The sequence below is a fragment of the Enterobacter sp. A8 genome, assembly GCF_004296595.1.
GTDB classification, from domain to species: Bacteria; Pseudomonadota; Gammaproteobacteria; order Enterobacterales; family Enterobacteriaceae; genus Enterobacter; species Enterobacter cloacae.
The window spans coordinates 1-15,626 of the sequence record NZ_SCMF01000004.1 but is presented as its reverse complement, the minus strand read 5'-3'; the positions used below and the strand labels follow the sequence as shown (position 1 = coordinate 15,626).

General features: G+C 54.6%; 17 protein-coding genes, 1 tRNA gene and 1 rRNA gene. 10 read left to right on the top strand and 9 right to left on the bottom strand.

Annotated elements, in window-relative coordinates; translation table 11 throughout:
- Positions 1–67: 67 nt before the first annotated feature.
- Both EQV24_RS15730 and efp read right to left on the bottom strand, forming a co-directional pair.
- The gene (locus tag EQV24_RS15730; protein ID WP_013095266.1) at positions 68–199 is read right to left on the bottom strand and encodes an entericidin A/B family lipoprotein; all 132 of its coding nucleotides are present in this window, start codon (positions 197–199) and stop codon (positions 68–70) included.
- Positions 200–246: 47 nt separating this feature from the next.
- Positions 247–813 carry an elongation factor P gene (gene efp, locus EQV24_RS15725; RefSeq protein WP_014830362.1) on the bottom strand — a complete coding sequence of 189 codons (567 nt, stop codon included), beginning with the start codon at positions 811–813 and terminating at the stop codon, positions 247–249.
- Between the two features lie 40 nt (positions 814–853).
- Here efp and epmB point away from each other — a divergent pair, with 40 nt between their 5' ends.
- Complete coding sequence (epmB, locus tag EQV24_RS15720; RefSeq protein ID WP_048971804.1) at positions 854–1,882, top strand: EF-P beta-lysylation protein EpmB; 1,029 nt, start codon at positions 854–856, stop codon at positions 1,880–1,882.
- Positions 1,883–1,928: 46 nt separating this feature from the next.
- Here the strand turns inward: epmB and EQV24_RS15715 are convergent, their stop codons facing one another.
- Complete coding sequence (locus EQV24_RS15715) at positions 1,929–2,282, bottom strand: DUF4156 domain-containing protein (RefSeq protein ID WP_013095263.1); 354 nt, start codon at positions 2,280–2,282, stop codon at positions 1,929–1,931.
- 254 nt (positions 2,283–2,536) lie between these two features.
- Here EQV24_RS15715 and EQV24_RS15710 point away from each other — a divergent pair, with 254 nt between their 5' ends.
- On the top strand, positions 2,537–3,214 hold the full coding sequence (locus tag EQV24_RS15710; protein ID WP_130626791.1) for a nucleoside recognition domain-containing protein: 678 nt from the start codon (positions 2,537–2,539) through the stop codon (positions 3,212–3,214).
- Positions 3,195–3,656: a YjiG family protein gene (locus EQV24_RS15705; RefSeq protein ID WP_058661912.1), complete on the top strand. Its 462-nt coding sequence runs from the start codon at positions 3,195–3,197 to the stop codon at positions 3,654–3,656. The genes EQV24_RS15710 and EQV24_RS15705 overlap by 20 nt, the downstream gene beginning before the upstream one ends.
- 88 nt (positions 3,657–3,744) lie before the next feature.
- Here the strand turns inward: EQV24_RS15705 and groL are convergent, their stop codons facing one another.
- Both groL and EQV24_RS15695 read right to left on the bottom strand, forming a co-directional pair.
- The gene (groL, locus tag EQV24_RS15700) at positions 3,745–5,391 is read right to left on the bottom strand and encodes a chaperonin GroEL (protein ID WP_013095260.1); all 1,647 of its coding nucleotides are present in this window, start codon (positions 5,389–5,391) and stop codon (positions 3,745–3,747) included.
- A gap of 39 nt (positions 5,392–5,430) precedes the next feature.
- Positions 5,431–5,724 (bottom strand): co-chaperone GroES, encoded by a 294-nt coding sequence (locus tag EQV24_RS15695; protein ID WP_048971807.1) that lies wholly within the window; start codon positions 5,722–5,724, stop codon positions 5,431–5,433.
- 178 nt (positions 5,725–5,902) lie between these two features.
- On the opposite strand from EQV24_RS15695, the gene yjeH reads away from it, so the two are divergent.
- A complete protein-coding gene (yjeH, locus tag EQV24_RS15690) occupies positions 5,903–7,123 on the top strand; it encodes an L-methionine/branched-chain amino acid transporter (protein WP_130626790.1) in 1,221 nt (406 codons plus the stop codon).
- Positions 7,124–7,160: 37 nt separating this feature from the next.
- On the opposite strand, the gene EQV24_RS15685 is transcribed toward yjeH, so the two are convergent.
- Positions 7,161–7,625 carry an FxsA family protein gene (locus EQV24_RS15685; protein ID WP_013095258.1) on the bottom strand — a complete coding sequence of 155 codons (465 nt, stop codon included), beginning with the start codon at positions 7,623–7,625 and terminating at the stop codon, positions 7,161–7,163.
- A 335-nt stretch (positions 7,626–7,960) separates the two neighbouring features.
- Between EQV24_RS15685 and aspA the strand changes: the two genes are divergently transcribed.
- The 5 genes from aspA (at position 7,961) to EQV24_RS15660 (ending at position 13,552) form a co-directional block, all read left to right on the top strand.
- Entirely contained in the window at positions 7,961–9,397 is a 1,437-nt protein-coding gene (gene aspA / locus EQV24_RS15680; protein ID WP_003855923.1) for an aspartate ammonia-lyase, read from the top strand.
- 116 nt (positions 9,398–9,513) lie between these two features.
- Positions 9,514–10,815 carry an anaerobic C4-dicarboxylate transporter gene (locus EQV24_RS15675; RefSeq protein ID WP_013095257.1) on the top strand — a complete coding sequence of 434 codons (1,302 nt, stop codon included), beginning with the start codon at positions 9,514–9,516 and terminating at the stop codon, positions 10,813–10,815.
- 113 nt (positions 10,816–10,928) lie between these two features.
- The gene (gene cutA, locus EQV24_RS15670; protein WP_130626789.1) at positions 10,929–11,252 is read left to right on the top strand and encodes a divalent cation tolerance protein CutA; all 324 of its coding nucleotides are present in this window, start codon (positions 10,929–10,931) and stop codon (positions 11,250–11,252) included.
- On the top strand, positions 11,228–12,928 hold the full coding sequence (locus EQV24_RS15665; protein ID WP_130626788.1) for a protein-disulfide reductase DsbD: 1,701 nt from the start codon (positions 11,228–11,230) through the stop codon (positions 12,926–12,928). Before cutA ends, EQV24_RS15665 begins: the two co-directional genes overlap by 25 nt.
- Positions 12,929–12,976: 48 nt before the next feature.
- Complete coding sequence (locus EQV24_RS15660) at positions 12,977–13,552, top strand: transcriptional regulator (protein ID WP_130626787.1); 576 nt, start codon at positions 12,977–12,979, stop codon at positions 13,550–13,552.
- Here EQV24_RS15660 and EQV24_RS15655 read toward each other — a convergent pair.
- A complete protein-coding gene (locus tag EQV24_RS15655; RefSeq protein WP_130626786.1) occupies positions 13,549–14,139 on the bottom strand; it encodes a LysE family translocator in 591 nt (196 codons plus the stop codon). The genes EQV24_RS15660 and EQV24_RS15655 overlap by 4 nt on opposite strands.
- Before the next feature lie 36 nt (positions 14,140–14,175).
- On the bottom strand, positions 14,176–15,021 hold the full coding sequence (locus EQV24_RS15650; protein ID WP_040020545.1) for an AraC family transcriptional regulator: 846 nt from the start codon (positions 15,019–15,021) through the stop codon (positions 14,176–14,178).
- Between the two features lie 169 nt (positions 15,022–15,190).
- Between EQV24_RS15650 and EQV24_RS15645 the strand changes: the two genes are divergently transcribed.
- Positions 15,191–15,266: transfer RNA gene (locus EQV24_RS15645), tRNA-Phe, on the top strand.
- Between the two features lie 240 nt (positions 15,267–15,506).
- On the opposite strand, the gene rrf is transcribed toward EQV24_RS15645, so the two are convergent.
- Positions 15,507–15,622 (bottom strand): 5S ribosomal RNA (gene rrf / locus EQV24_RS15635).
- Positions 15,623–15,626: the final 4 nt, after the last annotated feature.

Genomic DNA, 15,626 nt, shown 5'->3' with positions numbered 1-15,626 from the left:
ACTTAAGAATAGACAAGATCCCGCCAGTTGACGGAAAAGGAAGCATTTTTAGGAAAATTAGACGGGATTAGCTGGCGGCGTGAGAAATGATATGGCCGAGATCCTGGATATCCTCCCCCATTCCACGTGTGGTATTACAGCCGGAAAGCAACGCGCTGGACAGCGCTAACAGAAGCAGAATTTTAACGGTGCGTTTCATCATCCCTGCCTGCAAAAATCAGGCGCAGCAACGCTGCGCCTTAACACTTACTTCACGCGAGATACGTATTCGCCGGAGCGGGTATCCACTTTGATCACTTCGCCAGTCTGTACGAACAGTGGCACTTTAACCACGGCACCGGTAGACAGTTTCGCTGGCTTACCACCTGTACCGGCGGTGTCACCTTTCAGACCTGGGTCAGTTTCAACGATTTCCAGTTCAACGAAGTTCGGTGGGGTAACCGCGATAGGCTGGCCGTTCCACAGGGTCACGATGCACTCTGCCTGATCCAGCAGCCATTTGTCGCTATCGCCAATGGCTTTAGCGTCAGCAGACAGCTGTTCGAACGTTTCGTTGTTCATGAAGTGCCAAAACTCACCGTCGTTGTACAGGTAAGTCAGGTTCATATCGACAACATCAGCGCCTTCAGCGGAGTCAGTAGACTTGAAGGTTTTTTCGACACGGGTACCGGTCAGCAGGCGGCGCAGCTTAACGCGTGCAAATGCCTGGCCTTTACCTGGTTTAACGAATTCGCTGGCTTCAACCGCATACGGTTCGCCGTCCAACATGATTTTAAGACCAGCACGAAAATCGTTGCTATAGTACGTTGCCATAAGGCCCTCTAAATTTGTTAACTGGTAGCTAAGCCACAAAATGGCGCATATTGTAACCCTAAACACCCCGTCCAGAGAAGATTGGTTATCGCAACTTGCCGATGTAATCACCAGTCCTGATGAATTACTGCGTCTTCTTGAGCTCGAACAGCATACCGATTTGCTGGCCGGCCGGGAGGCGAAGCGGCTTTTCGCCCTGCGCGTTCCCCGCGCGTTTGTTGCCCGTATGGAGAAAGGCAATCCTGAGGATCCATTATTAAAACAGACGCTTACCGCACAGGAAGAGTTCATTACGGCACCGGGCTATAGCACCGATCCGCTGGAAGAGCAGAACAGCGTGGTACCCGGTTTGCTGCACAAGTATCTGAACCGTGCGCTGCTGCTGGTGAAAGGTGGCTGTGCGGTAAATTGCCGTTATTGCTTCCGTCGACACTTCCCGTATGCCGAAAATCAGGGCAATAAACGCAACTGGCAGGTCGCGCTGGACTATATCGCCGCCCATTCTGAGCTGGATGAGATCATTTTTTCCGGTGGCGATCCGCTGATGGCGAAAGATCATGAGCTGGACTGGCTGCTGACCCAGCTTGAAGCCATTCCGCATATTAAGCGCCTGCGCATACACAGCCGTCTGCCGATTGTTATTCCGGCACGTATCACTGACGGACTGGTCTCACGCCTTGAGCAGTCCCGCCTGCAGGTGCTGCTGGTGAACCATATCAATCACGCCAATGAAATTGATGATGCATTTCGTGCGGCAATGGTGCGTTTACGCAAGGCAGGCGTGACGCTTCTGAACCAGAGCGTGCTGCTGCGCGGTGTAAATGATAATGCCCGCGTGCTGGCGGACCTCAGCAATGCGCTGTTTGATGCGGGAGTGATGCCATATTACCTGCACGTGCTGGATCGCGTTCAGGGTGCGGCCCATTTCATGGTGACGGATGAAGAAGCCCGGCAGATCGTGCGTGAACTGTTAACGCTGGTGTCAGGTTATATGGTGCCGAAGCTGGCGCGTGAGATTGGCGGTGAACCGAGCAAGACGCCGCTGGATTTGCAGCTAAGACAGAGCTAGTTTCCCTCAGCCTAACCCTCTCCCGGTGGGAGAGGGAAAAAGGCAATCAGTTCGGGCACTTATAGACCTGGCCATTCATCTGGCTGGCGGTTGGCACGAAGCTGGATAACATTCCCTGCGTCGGGCTGCTTACCCCGTAAATCACGTTGCCACCCATCGCCGCGGCCTGGTTACGCAGGGCATTGGCCGCGCCACGCATAGAGCCGCCCTCTTCGCCGTGCTGACCCGACATCCAGTTGCTTTGCTCACCGGTTGCCGTGCCTAAAAACTGGCACTCGTTACCCGGCTTATCTTCCACAAAGCGAACGCCCTGACCCGCTGCAGTCAGCTCATTGCTGGAGCTACAACCCGCCAGCAGCAATGCTGCTCCTACAATCCCTGCACAGACTTTTACGCGCATGTTATTCCTCGTTTTCAATAAGCTGGACAGTAGTTGTCCGTGTGTAAACCTTATACTAAAAAGATGACCAAAAGAAAAACCTCCGTGCGTTTCTGCGAGATATCAAGCACGAATGGTGCCTTCGCCTCCCCTAAATGAATTCTGATAATCACCCCACGGATATCGTTTTTTTATGCTTTTTCGTTTTTAGTGACAGGCCACCGGCTTATTTTTTGCGCGTGTGGTGACAGGGAAACATAAAAACAGGAGGCAACATGAGTGAAGTATCCCCGAATCAGGGGAAAGTGACGTGGGTAGGGTATCTCGCTTTCTTTCTAACCATCATTTTCTTTTCTGGCTTTTTCGCCAAAGCCACCGAATGGTGGCGAGTCTTTGATTTCACCGTGCTGAACGGCACATTTGGTCAGGTTAACGACGAAGGCGCCGCAAGCGTCTCTTTTCGCGGCACAGGCGGTACCGGCGCAAAAGATGGCTTTCTGTTTGCGCTGGAACTGGCACCGTCTGTCATTTTGTCGCTGGGCATCATTTCAGTGACTGAAGGGCTGGGCGGGCTGCGGGCGGCACAGCAATTGATGACGCCCGTTTTGAAACCGTTGCTGGGCATTCCAGGCATTTGTTCTCTGGCGCTTATCGCCAATTTGCAAAACACCGATGCGGCTGCAGGTATGACCAAAGAGCTCGCCGATGAAGGCGTTATCAGCGACAGGGAACGAGCGATTTTCGCCACCTTTCAGACCAGCGGTAGCGCAATTATCACCAATTACTTCTCGTCCGGCGCGGCGCTGTTCACCAGCATCACCGTGCCGGTTATCACCCCGCTGGCAGTGATTCTGGTCTTTAAATTTATAGGTGCCAATTTTCTCAGAGCATGGATTGCGCACATGGAAACCCGTCAGATCAAGGAGAGAGAAGATGACCGCCGAAGTGCGTAAAAACCTGATGGATCTCTTTACCGACGGCGCTCGCCGTGGCTTTACCATCGCCACCACCAGCCTGCTGCCAAACGTCGTAATGGCCTTTGTGATCATCCAGGCGCTGAAGGTAACAGGATTGCTGGATATCGTTGGCCGCGTTTGCGAGCCGATTATGGCGCTGTGGGGGCTGCCCGGAGAAGCCGCCACCGTGTTGCTGGCGTCGGTGATGAGCATGGGCGGCGGCGTGGGCGTCTGCGCAAGCCTGGTGGTGGCAGGGTCGCTCAGCGGGCATGACGCCACCGTACTGCTTCCGGCTATCTATCTGATGGGTAATCCGGTGCAAAACACCGGCCGCTGTCTCGGTACGGCAGGGGTAAACCCTAAATACTATCCGCATATTATTGGCGTCTGCGTAATTAACGCTCTGCTCTCTATGTGGGTCATGCAACTGCTGTTCTAAAACAAAAAACCCCGGACAGCGATGCCCGGGGTTTTTTATTAAGAGGTAGATACGCCCAACGCCTGATGGCTGCCGGGCGCAGGGGCAATTACATCATGCCGCCCATACCACCCATGCCGCCCATACCACCAGCAGCACCTAAATCAGGTGCGTCGCCTTTAGGCAGGTCGGTCACCATGCACTCGGTAGTGATCATCAGGCCAGCTACAGATGCCGCATACTGCAGAGCAGAACGGGTCACTTTAGTTGGATCCAGGATACCGAAGTCGATCATGTTGCCGTATTCTTCTGTTGCCGCGTTGTAACCGTAGTTACCTTCGCCCGCTTTCACGTTGTTGGTAACAACAGATGGCTCTTCACCGGCGTTGGAAACGATCTGACGCAGAGGCGCTTCCATCGCGCGCAGCGCAACTTTGATACCCACGTTCTGGTCTTCGTTCTGACCGGACAGGCCAGCCAGTTTGGCGGCAACACGCACCAGCGCAACACCACCACCAGCAACCACGCCTTCTTCTACTGCAGCACGGGTCGCGTGCAGGGCATCGTCAACGCGTGCTTTTTTCTCTTTCATTTCAACTTCGGTAGCCGCACCGACTTTGATTACCGCAACGCCGCCTGCCAGTTTCGCTACGCGCTCCTGCAGTTTTTCACGGTCGTAATCAGACGTTGCTTCTTCAATTTGCTTACGGATCTGAGCAACACGGCCCTGAATAGCGGACTCTTCACCTACGCCATCGATGATGGTGGTGGTGTCTTTGTTGATCACAACACGTTTCGCCTGGCCCAGGTCTTCCAGGGTCGCTTTTTCCAGCTCCATACCGATCTCTTCAGAGATTACGGTACCACCGGTCAGGGTAGCGATGTCCTGCAGCATAGCTTTACGACGGTCGCCGAAGCCAGGTGCTTTAACCGCAGCCACTTTCACGATGCCACGCATGGTGTTAACCACCAGGGTCGCCAGCGCTTCGCCTTCAACGTCTTCAGCGATGATAACCAGTGGCTTGCCTGCTTTCGCAACGGCTTCCAGCACTGGCAGCATTTCGCGGATGTTGGAAACTTTCTTATCAGCCAGCAGGATGAATGGGCTTTCCAGCTCAACAGCGCCAGTTTCTGGCTTGTTGATGAAGTATGGGGACAGGTAACCGCGGTCGAACTGCATACCTTCAACCACGTCCAGTTCGTCTTCCAGACCGGTACCGTCTTCAACGGTGATCACGCCTTCTTTACCGACTTTGTCCATCGCTTCAGCGATCAGTTTACCTACGGTTTCGTCGGAGTTAGCGGAGATGGTACCTACCTGAGCAATCGCTTTAGAGTCAGAGCATGGTACAGACAGCGCTTTCAGTTCTTCAACAGCGGACGCGACAGCTTTGTCGATACCACGTTTCAGATCCATTGGGTTCATGCCCGCAGCAACGGCTTTCAGACCTTCAGTGATGATTGCCTGCGCCAGTACGGTCGCGGTGGTGGTACCGTCGCCCGCAGCGTCGTTCGCTTTAGAGGCCACTTCTTTCACCATCTGCGCGCCCATGTTTTCGAACTTGTCTTCCAGCTCGATTTCACGTGCAACGGAAACACCATCTTTGGTGATGGTTGGCGCGCCGAAGGATTTATCCAGCACTACGTTACGGCCTTTCGGGCCCAGGGTGACTTTAACTGCGTCTGCCAGTACGTTTACGCCGCGGAGCATTTTTACACGAGCGTCGTTACCGAATTTTACGTCTTTAGCTGCCATGTTCTTATTTCCTCAAATTCGTACAGTTTCGTGCGTTAATTACGCTTCAACAATTGCCAGAATGTCGCTCTCGGACATGATCAACACATCTTCATTGTCGATCTTCTCGGATTTCACGCCGTAGCCATCGTTGAAAATGACGATGTCACCAACTTTAACGTCCAGTGGCTGCACAGTTCCGTTTTCCAGGATGCGGCCCTTACCGACAGCGATGATTTCGCCACGCGTTGATTTTGCTGCTGCAGAACCCGTCAGAACGATGCCGCCAGCAGACTTGGTTTCAACTTCTTTACGTTTGACGATCACACGATCATGTAACGGACGAATACTCATTGATAGCTCTCCTTTGAGAAAGTCATTATCAGTTATGGATGACGCCGGGCCGCACACGGTTTTCCGGCTAGTGCCCTGAGAGATGGGGATAGCTTTTTACCCCTTCAAGGGGGAGTCGAAAAAAAATTTGCGAAAGTGTTACCATCGGCTCTCTTTGAATGGTGGCGGGACGATGTCAATGAGTGGACTCAAGCAGGAGTTGGGGCTGGCGCAGGGGGTAGGCCTGCTCTCAACCTCCTTGTTAGGAACAGGGGTGTTTGCGGTACCCGCACTGGCAGCGCTGGTTGCCGGAAATAACAGCCTGTGGGCGTGGCCGGTGCTGATTGTGCTGGTGTTCCCGGTTGCGATCGTGTTCGCCATTCTGGGAAGGCATTTTCCCAGCGCGGGCGGCGTGGCGCACTTTGTCGGCATGGCGTTTGGCCCACGACTGGAGCGCGTCACCGGCTGGCTGTTCCTTTCCGTCATTCCGGTTGGTCTGCCTGCGGCGTTGCATATCGCAACCGGCTTTGGGCAAGCGCTCTTCGGCTGGCATGACGAAGCACTGCTGCTGGCTGAGCTGGGTACGCTGGCTATCGTCTGGTGGGTGGGCTCACGCGGGGCCAGTTCCAGCGCTAACCTGCAGACGATCGTCGCGGTGCTGATTGTCGCGCTCATCGCCGCTATCTGGTGGGCAGGTGATATTCGCGTCGAGGAGATCCCCTTCCCGGCCATCACCGATATCAATCATGCGCAGCTCTTCGCTGCGCTGTCAGTCATGTTCTGGTGTTTTGTCGGTCTGGAAGCGTTCGCCCATCTGGCGTCGGAGTTTAAGCATCCCGAGCGCGATTTTCCGCGAGCCCTGATGATTGGCCTGTTGGTCGCAGGCACGGTTTACTGGGCCTGTACTGTGCTGGTGCTGCACTTCGACGCCTTTGGCGCAGATAAAGCAGCCGCCGCTTCGCTGCCGGGTATCGTGGTACAGCTGTTTGGCGTAAAAGCGCTGTGGGTGGCCTGTGTGATTGGCTATCTGGCCTGTTTTGCCAGCCTCAATATTTACATCCAGAGCTTTGCGCGGCTGGTGTGGTCTCAGGCGCGCAATAAACCGCAGAGCCGTCTTGCGCAGTTGTCTAAGCGTCAGCTGCCGTTGAATGCGCTGAATCTCGTGCTGGGAAGTTGCGTTGTGAGCACGTTGTGTATTTACGCGCTTAAGATCAATCTGGATGCACTGATCATTTATGCCAACGGCATATTTATTATGATCTACCTGCTGTGCATGCTGGCGGGCTGTCGTCTGTTGAAGGGTCGCTATAAAGCACTGGCCGTTGTCGGGGGAGTGCTTTGCCTGCTGTTGCTGATGATGGTGGGATGGAAGAGTATGTACGCCGTCGTCATGCTGGCAGGGCTGTGGGTGGCGCTGTAGTAGCGCCCGGTAAGCGAAGCGTCACCGGGCAAAGACATTACCGATCGTCTTTATGATCCAAACGGTCGTGTTGGTCATCCTTACGCTGGTATTCCCCTTCAAACGTATCACCCGGGCCGGTGCTGAACCCGCCACCCGGCATCCGGCTAAAGCGCAGATGCGGCAGCAGCTTCATAGTCAGGTGTTTTTGCACCGGCGGCAACAGCAGCAGCAGACCGAGGAAGTCGGTGAAGAAGCCCGGCAGGATCAGCAGCAGACCGGCAATAATCAGCGATACGCTTTTGATCATCTCGGCCGCCGGGCTCTCGCCTGCGGCCATCTTCTGCTGCATTAACAGGAAATTTTTGAAACCCTGATTACGCACCAGCGACATGCCGATGACGGAGGTGAAAATCACCAGAATCAGCGTCAGCAGGACGCCCAGCACATGGGCGACCTGGATAAAAATCGAAATCTCAATGTAAACATAGAGAAAGAAAGCAATAAACGGTATCCAGCGCACTGGCATCTCCTGTGTGGCAGGTGCCTTTTGGCCCCTGTCTGAATGTGTTCGCGACACGCGTCTGTAAGAGATGAGGACGGTTAGCTAAAATTCAATCGGTTTGCACGGATATTTTTTTTGGAAATATTAAAGCGGTGACCCATTTCACAGATTAATAATTATCATGGAATCGGGTCGATAATAAGTGATCCAGCTTACGGCAATTCGCTATCATCAGCATATGATCTCGAGCAATTGGCCGATTGAGGGAATAATCGTCGGTCAGAAAATATTCAAAACCACATAAATACTGTGTGTTTAGTACAATCCATCGGCAGCTTGAAAAGAAGGTTCACATGTTAAACAACATTCGTATCGAAGAAGACTTGTTGGGTACCAGGGAAGTTCCAGCGGATGCCTACTACGGTGTCCACACTCTGAGAGCGATTGAAAACTTCTACATCAGCAACAGCAAAATCAGCGACATTCCTGAGTTTGTCCGTGGCATGGTGATGGTGAAGAAAGCGGCAGCGCTGGCAAACAAAGAGCTGCAAACCATTCCTAAAAGCGCGGCAAATGCGATTATCGCGGCCTGCGATGAAGTGCTGAACAACGGCAAATGCATGGACCAGTTCCCGGTTGACGTCTATCAGGGCGGCGCGGGCACCTCCGTCAACATGAACACCAACGAAGTACTGGCAAATATCGGCCTGGAGCTGATGGGCCACCAGAAAGGTGAATACCAGTACCTGAACCCGAACGATCACGTCAACAAATGTCAGTCCACTAACGACGCCTACCCAACCGGCTTCCGCATCGCGGTTTATGCCTCCGTTGTGAAACTGGTCGACGCCATCAACCAGCTGGGCGACGGTTTCCAGCGCAAAGCGGTTGAGTTCCAGGACATTCTGAAAATGGGTCGTACCCAGTTGCAGGATGCGGTGCCAATGACCCTCGGTCAGGAATTCCACGCGTTTAACGTGCTGCTGAATGAAGAAACCAAAAACCTGCTGCGCACTTCCGAGCTGCTGCTGGAAGTGAACCTGGGCGCCACCGCCATCGGTACACGTCTGAACACGCCGGACGGTTATCAGCAGCTGGCGGTTCAGAAACTGGCTGAAGTCTCTAACCTGCCAGTCGTACCTGCAGAAGATCTGATTGAAGCCACCTCCGACTGCGGCGCCTACGTCATGGTACACAGCGCCCTGAAACGTCTGGCGGTGAAACTGTCCAAAATCTGTAACGACCTGCGTCTGCTCTCTTCCGGCCCACGCGCTGGCCTGAACGAAATCAACCTGCCAGAACTGCAGGCCGGTTCGTCCATCATGCCAGCGAAAGTGAACCCGGTAGTGCCAGAAGTGGTGAACCAGGTTTGCTTCAAGGTTATTGGTAACGATACGACCGTAACCATGGCCTCTGAAGCCGGTCAGCTGCAGCTGAACGTCATGGAGCCCGTGATTGGCCAGGCGATGTTCGAATCTATCCACATCCTGACTAACGCCTGCTATAACCTGCTGGAAAAATGCATCAACGGCATTACCGCGAATAAAGAAGTCTGCGAAGGCTACGTGTACAACTCCATCGGGATCGTCACCTACCTTAACCCGTTCATTGGCCACCATAACGGCGACATCGTCGGTAAGATTTGCGCCGAAACCGGTAAGAGCGTGCGTGAAGTCGTACTGGAGCGCGGACTGTTGACCGAAGCCGAGCTGGACGATATCTTCTCCGCCCAGAACCTGATGCACCCGGCATATAAAGCGAAACGATACACCGATGAAAGCGAACAGTAACCGTTCAGGCTAAGCTTCCGAAAGGCACGTCACTTGTGACGTGCCTTTTTTCTTTTTAGGCGTTACCAAAATACAACAATTCAATATCAACTTGTTAATAAGCAAGGCAGGTCCTTATGTTTGGAGCAGAACTCGTCATCGTCCTGTTGGCGATTTATTTGGGAGCAAGACTCGGGGGTATCGGCATCGGTTTTGCCGGCGGTCTCGGGGTGCTCGTTCTTACCCTTATCTTTCAGATTAAACCCGGCGCAATCCCGTTTGACGTTATCGAAATCATCATGGCAGTTATTGCCGCTATCGCCGCCATGCAGGTGGCTGGCGGTATGGACTACCTGGTGAGTCTGGCGGAGCGTATGCTGCGCCGTCATCCTAAATACATTACCTTCCTTGCCCCGCTGGTGACCTGGTTCATGACCATTCTCGCCGGTACCGGTCACACTGCCTTTTCCACGCTGCCGGTGATTACCGAAGTGGCGAAAGAACAGGGTATCCGTCCCTCTCGCCCGCTCTCTATTGCGGTAGTGGCATCCCAGATTGCGATTACCGCCTCGCCTATCTCAGCGGCAGTGGTGTTCTTCGCCGGAATCCTGGAACCCATGGGTGTGAGCTATCTGACGCTGCTGGCGATCTGTATTCCGGTAACGTTGATTGCAGTCATGATCACCGCCGTGCTGTGTAACTTCCTCGGCGCTGAACTGAAAGACGATCCGGTTTATCAGGAACGTCTGGCCAAGGGCGAAGTGAGCTTGCGCGGTAGCCAGGTCTTCAAACTGAAGCCGCATGCGAAACGCTCCGTGGTGCTGTTCCTAATCGGTATCGTGGCGGTGATGTTCTACGCGACGGCCATCAGTGACACAGTAGGCCTCATCCAGAACCCGGTTCTGCCGCGTAACGAAGCGATTGTGGTATTCATGCTGACCATCGCAACCCTGATCAGCATCACCTGTAAAATCGATACCAGCGAAGTGCTGAATGCCAGCACCTTTAAATCCGGTATGAGCGCCTGCGTGTGCGTGCTGGGTGTGGCATGGCTCGGTGATACCTTCGTAAAAGCGCACATCAGCGATATCCAGACCGTTGCGGGTGACCTGCTGCACAACTACCCATGGCTGCTGGCGGTGGTACTGTTCTTTGCCGCTACCCTGCTTTATTCTCAGGCTGCCACGACCAAGGCGCTGATGCCTGCGGCTCTGATGCTGGGCGTAACGCCACTGACGGCCATTGCCTCGTTTGCTGCCGTTTCTGCCCTGTTCGTTCTGCCCACTTATCCAACCCTGCTGGCGGCGGTTGAAATGGATGACACCGGTTCAACCCGCATCGGTAAGTATGTGTTTAACCATGCGTTCCTGATCCCGGGTGTGGTCGCGATTACGCTGTGCGTGATCCTCGGCTTTATCATCGGCGGCGTCGTGCTGTAAACCATTTCGGGTTGTAAAAATAGTTAAAATCGGGCCGCTCTGCGGCCCGTTTCATTAATGACCAATCGCCTTGCGTGATATAGTGACCACTTTCGTGATGAGGAGGTCGACTTGTGAACACGCCTGATGCTGTTGTCGTATTGTGTACCGCCCCTGATGAAGCTTCCGCCCAGGATCTCGCCGCCAAAGTATTGGCCGAAAAACTGGCTGCCTGTGTAACCCTCCTCCCCGGAGCGACCTCCCTTTATTATTGGGAAGGCAAACTGGAGCAGGAGTATGAAGTCCAGATGTTGCTCAAAACCAACCCGGCAAACCAGCAGGCGCTTCTTGACTGCCTCAAATCTCATCATCCTTACCACACTCCGGAACTGCTGGTATTGCCAGTGCTCCACGGTGATAACGATTATCTCTCATGGCTCAACGTTTCCTTACGCTGATCCTGCTGCTGTGCAGCACGTCAGTCTTTGCCGGGTTGTTTGACGCGCCCGGCCGTTCGAACTTTATTCCTGCCGAGCAGGCATTTGTTTTCGATTTCCAGCAAAACCAGCATGACCTCAACCTTACCTGGCAGGTGAAAGAGGGCTATTACCTGTATCGTAAGCAGGTCAGTATCACACCCGCTCAGGCAAGCGTGGGCGCGCTGCAACTGCCTGCGGGCGAATGGCACGAGGATGAGTTTTACGGCAAAAGCGAGATTTATCGCCAGCACTTAAGCGTGCCCGTAACAGTGCAACAGGCAGACAAAGGCGCTACGCTCACCGTCACTTACCAGGGCTGTGCCGATGCAGGCTTCTGCTATCCCCCAGAAACCAAGGTCGTTCCGCTTAGTGAAGTTAAAGCGTCTGCCGCCAACGTTGCTCCTCTTCCTGCAGAGGTCAAGCGTGAAGGTGAGCCTGCGTCAGACCTCCCTTTCTCCGCGCTCTGGGCCTTGCTGATTGGTATCGGCATCGCCTTCACACCATGCGTACTGCCGATGTACCCGTTGATCTCCGGGATAGTGCTGGGCGGAAAACAGCGTCTTAGCACCGCCCGCGCGCTACTGCTTGCCTTTATTTACGTGCAGGGAATGGCGTTAACCTATACGGCACTCGGCCTCGTGGTTGCGGCGGCCGGCTTACAGTTCCAGGCGGCTCTTCAGCACCCTTATGTCCTTATCGGCCTGTCGGTGGTGTTTATCCTGCTGGCCTTGTCGATGTTTGGCCTGTTCACCCTGCAACTGCCGTCCTCCCTGCAAACCCGCTTAACGCTGCTCAGCAACCGCCAACAGGGGGGTTCAGCGGGTGGCGTGTTTGCGATGGGAGCTATCGCCGGGCTGATTTGTTCGCCCTGCACCACTGCTCCGCTTAGCGCGATTCTGCTCTATATCGCCCAGAGCGGTAATATGTGGCTTGGCGGCGGTACGTTGTACCTCTACGCGCTTGGGATGGGTCTGCCGCTGATCCTGGTCACGGTATTTGGCAACCGCCTGCTGCCGAAGAGCGGGCCGTGGATGGAGACGGTGAAAACCGCATTTGGCTTTGTCATTCTGGCGCTGCCGGTCTTCCTGCTGGAGCGTATTGTCGGTGACGTCTGGGGGATGCGCCTGTGGGCGATGCTCGGCGTAGCGTTCTTCTCCGGGGCGTTTATCGTCAGTCTGGGGGCAAAAAGCGCGTGGATGCGTCTGGTACAAATCGTCCTGCTCGCCTCTGCGCTGGTGAGCGTGCGTCCACTTCAGGATTGGGCATTTGGCACGCCAGTGGCTCAGAACCAGGCGCATCTGAATTTCATCCAGATTAAGAACGTGGATGATCTTAACCAGGCTCTGGCCCAGGCGCGCGGCAAACCGGTGATGCTCGATCTCTACGCAGACTGGTGCGTTGCCTGCAAAGAGTTTGAAAAGTACACCTTTAGCGACCCGCAGGTGCAAGGTGCGCTAAACGGGACCGTTCTGCTTCAGGCAAACGTGACCGCCAACAATGCGCAGGATAAAGCCCTGCTGAAGCAACTTAACGTGCTCGGGCTGCCGACCATTCTGTTCTTCAATCAACAGGGTGAAGAACAGCCAGGGCAGCGTGTAACCGGGTTTATGGACGCGGCGGCTTTCAGCGCGCATTTGCGCGATCGCCAACCGTAAACAACACTTTAAACGGGACAACCGTTGGGAATAACGGAGGAGAGAACCGTGCAACGCGAAGACGTACTGGGACAAGCCCTGCAATTACTTGAGATTCAAGGGATCGCCAGCACCACGCTTGAGATGGTAGCCGACCGTATCGATTACCCTCTGGATGAGCTTACGCGCTTCTGGCCTGATAAAGAGGCGCTGCTTTATGATGCCCTGCGCTACCTCAGCCAGCAGGTTGATATCTGGCGCAGGCAGCTGATGTTGAATGAAGAACTGACCGCCGAACAGAAGCTGCTGGCGCGCTATACCGCGCTGACGGAATGTGTAAGTAACAAGCGCTATCCGGGTTGTCTGTTTATCGCCGCCTGCACCTACTACCCCGATCCAGGCCATCCGATCCATCAGCTGGCGGATCAGCAAAAACGGGCGGCGCACGACTTCACCCACGAACTGCTGACAACGCTTGAAGTGGATGATCCGGCAATGGTGGCAAAGCAAATGGAGCTGGTGCTGGAAGGCTGCCTGAGCCGTATGCTGGTAAATCGTAGCCAGGCCGATGTGGATACCGCTCACCGCCTGGCAGAGGACATCCTGCGCTTTGCCCAGTGCCGCATGGGCGGCGCGTTGACCTAAGCCAGCACCCCAGCCCAGGCTGAGACAAGCAGGCACAACGCCATCAGCCGCTGAAATCGCACCATCGCCACGGTGGTGCGAAAGAATTTATTTAACGCCTTCCCCAGCCACGCCCAGCACATCAGACACACCACCGAGATGGCCAGGAACCACAGCGCCATCAGCGCTATATCCCGCAGCGCGTGCTCGCTTGCAGGGGCAAACAGGCTGACAACCGCCAGCGCCATCATCCAGGTTTTCGGGTTTACGATCTGCAACAGGGCTGCAGCTTGTGCGGTAAACCGGGTATGAGTCTTCGCAGAGAGGTTTGCTGCAGGCGCGTTAAATAACTGCCAGCTCATCCAGCTTAGCCATAACACCCCTGCCCAGCTCATCATCTGACGAATCAGGGGGTACTGGCGAAGCACTTCCCCTGCACCGGCACCTGAAACCAGCACAATCATGCTCGCCGCCATGCATCCTCCAAGAATGGCCGGAACGGTTTTTTTGATGCCGAAGTGCTGGCTGTTGGTGAGAATGAGGATATTGGTCGGCCCTGGCGTTATCGAAGCGACAAAGGCAAACAGCAGAAAAGGTATTGTACTCACAGGTGGCTCCTTATTATCAGAGCCATCAATGTGCCGCTATTTTCTGGAAACGTCTGGAAGGTTTGTGCACAGCCGACGGTAATAGGCAGGCGATATACGGTATGCTCGCTGGAACCAGCGTCCAAGGTGGCTTTGGTCGGCAAAGCCTACCGCCGATGCCACATCCACGGGCAGCTCACCATGAGCCAGCAACTGGCGAGCTTTTGCAAGGCGTAGCTGAATAAGCCACGCATGCGGTGCCAGGTGAAACTCGCGTTTAAAACAGCGCGTCAGCGTGAAGCGGTCGGTTCCCGTCTCACGTGCCAGATCCGACAACCCGACGTTTTCGTCCATATGCGCGTAGAGGTAATCGCGTGCACGATGCGCGACGGCAGCGCTTTGCCGTTGAGACGGGAGCCGCTTACGCCAGTGGCAGTGGGCGGTGATCTGAGAGAGCAGATTATCCATCGCGCTCTGCTGAACGATTTTCATCTCCGCGTTATGCAGTGTGGCAAAGGTCTCACCGATGCTACGTACCAGCCGTGGCTCGCGCGTCAGCGTTTGAGAAAAGTGCAGTGAATAGCTGTCAGGCGTAGCGTCATATAATCCGCGCAGCGTACGTGTTAGCCACTGCTCATCCAGATAAAAGGTAAGATAGGTAAAGCCGCCTTCTACAGGTGCGTCACCATCATGGATCTCACCCGGTTCCAGTAAAAACGCATCCCCCGGTTGACTACGATGACGCACGCGGCGGCAGTGAAACTGTTGAGTACCCGAAAGGGTGATCCCTACCAGATAGCTGTCGTGCCAGTGCGGATCGTAGGCATGCCCTTCGAAGTGCGCTTTAATCGTCTCAATGCCCGTCTCTGCATGCTGACGCAGCTCAAGCCAGTCGTTCGCCATACTGCCCTCCTCTTACTATCAGCATTGCTGCAGTGAACGGGTTCTGTCTGGAAGATTTGTGCACTTTCGTCGCATAAACCGACAGATTGCCGCAAACTTAAGCAGTTGAACAGCTTTTCCCTAAATAATGTTGACGCTCGGGCAGGATTGCGGTTTAATGCGCTCCGTTGCCCGGATAGCTCAGTCGGTAGAGCAGGGGATTGAAAATCCCCGTGTCCTTGGTTCGATTCCGAGTCCGGGCACCACTATTTAAAGAACCCAGCCTATGGCTGGGTTTTTGCTTTTCTGCATCTATAAATCCCTTCTTCAGTATTCTTGTTTCTCTTTACCGTGGGATCGTGCGATCTGCCATGCCCGGTGGCGCTGCGCTTACCGGGCCTACAGGTTTTGTAGGCCGGATAAGGCGAAGCCGCCATCCGGCATATTTTCTGGCGTGCAAAGCAAAAAACCCCGCACCTTACGGTACGGGGTTCTTTTTATTTGATGCCTGGCAGTTCCCTACTCTCACATGGGGAGACCCCACACTACCATCGGCGCTACGGCGTTTCACTTCTGAGTTCGGCATGGGGTCAGGTGGGACCACCGCGCTAAAGCCGCCAGGCAAA

Excerpts from the sequence above, each read along its gene's own strand:
- EQV24_RS15665 (WP_130626788.1), top strand. The coding sequence starts at position 11,228 with ATGGCTCAACGTTTCCTTACGCTGATCCTGCTGCTGTGCAGCACGTCA.
- EQV24_RS15650 (WP_040020545.1), bottom strand. The coding sequence starts at position 15,021 with ATGGCGAACGACTGGCTTGAGCTGCGTCAGCATGCAGAGACGGGCATT.
- efp (WP_014830362.1), bottom strand. The coding sequence starts at position 813 with ATGGCAACGTACTATAGCAACGATTTTCGTGCTGGTCTTAAAATCATG.
- EQV24_RS15715 (WP_013095263.1), bottom strand. The coding sequence starts at position 2,282 with ATGCGCGTAAAAGTCTGTGCAGGGATTGTAGGAGCAGCATTGCTGCTG.
- EQV24_RS15695 (WP_048971807.1), bottom strand. The coding sequence starts at position 5,724 with ATGAGTATTCGTCCGTTACATGATCGTGTGATCGTCAAACGTAAAGAA.
- yjeH (WP_130626790.1), top strand. The coding sequence starts at position 5,903 with ATGAGTGGACTCAAGCAGGAGTTGGGGCTGGCGCAGGGGGTAGGCCTG.
- EQV24_RS15730 (WP_013095266.1), bottom strand. The coding sequence starts at position 199 with ATGAAACGCACCGTTAAAATTCTGCTTCTGTTAGCGCTGTCCAGCGCG.
- aspA (WP_003855923.1), top strand. The coding sequence starts at position 7,961 with ATGTTAAACAACATTCGTATCGAAGAAGACTTGTTGGGTACCAGGGAA.
- EQV24_RS15675 (WP_013095257.1), top strand. The coding sequence starts at position 9,514 with ATGTTTGGAGCAGAACTCGTCATCGTCCTGTTGGCGATTTATTTGGGA.
- EQV24_RS15705 (WP_058661912.1), top strand. The coding sequence starts at position 3,195 with ATGACCGCCGAAGTGCGTAAAAACCTGATGGATCTCTTTACCGACGGC.
- EQV24_RS15710 (WP_130626791.1), top strand. The coding sequence starts at position 2,537 with ATGAGTGAAGTATCCCCGAATCAGGGGAAAGTGACGTGGGTAGGGTAT.
- epmB (WP_048971804.1), top strand. The coding sequence starts at position 854 with ATGGCGCATATTGTAACCCTAAACACCCCGTCCAGAGAAGATTGGTTA.
- groL (WP_013095260.1), bottom strand. The coding sequence starts at position 5,391 with ATGGCAGCTAAAGACGTAAAATTCGGTAACGACGCTCGTGTAAAAATG.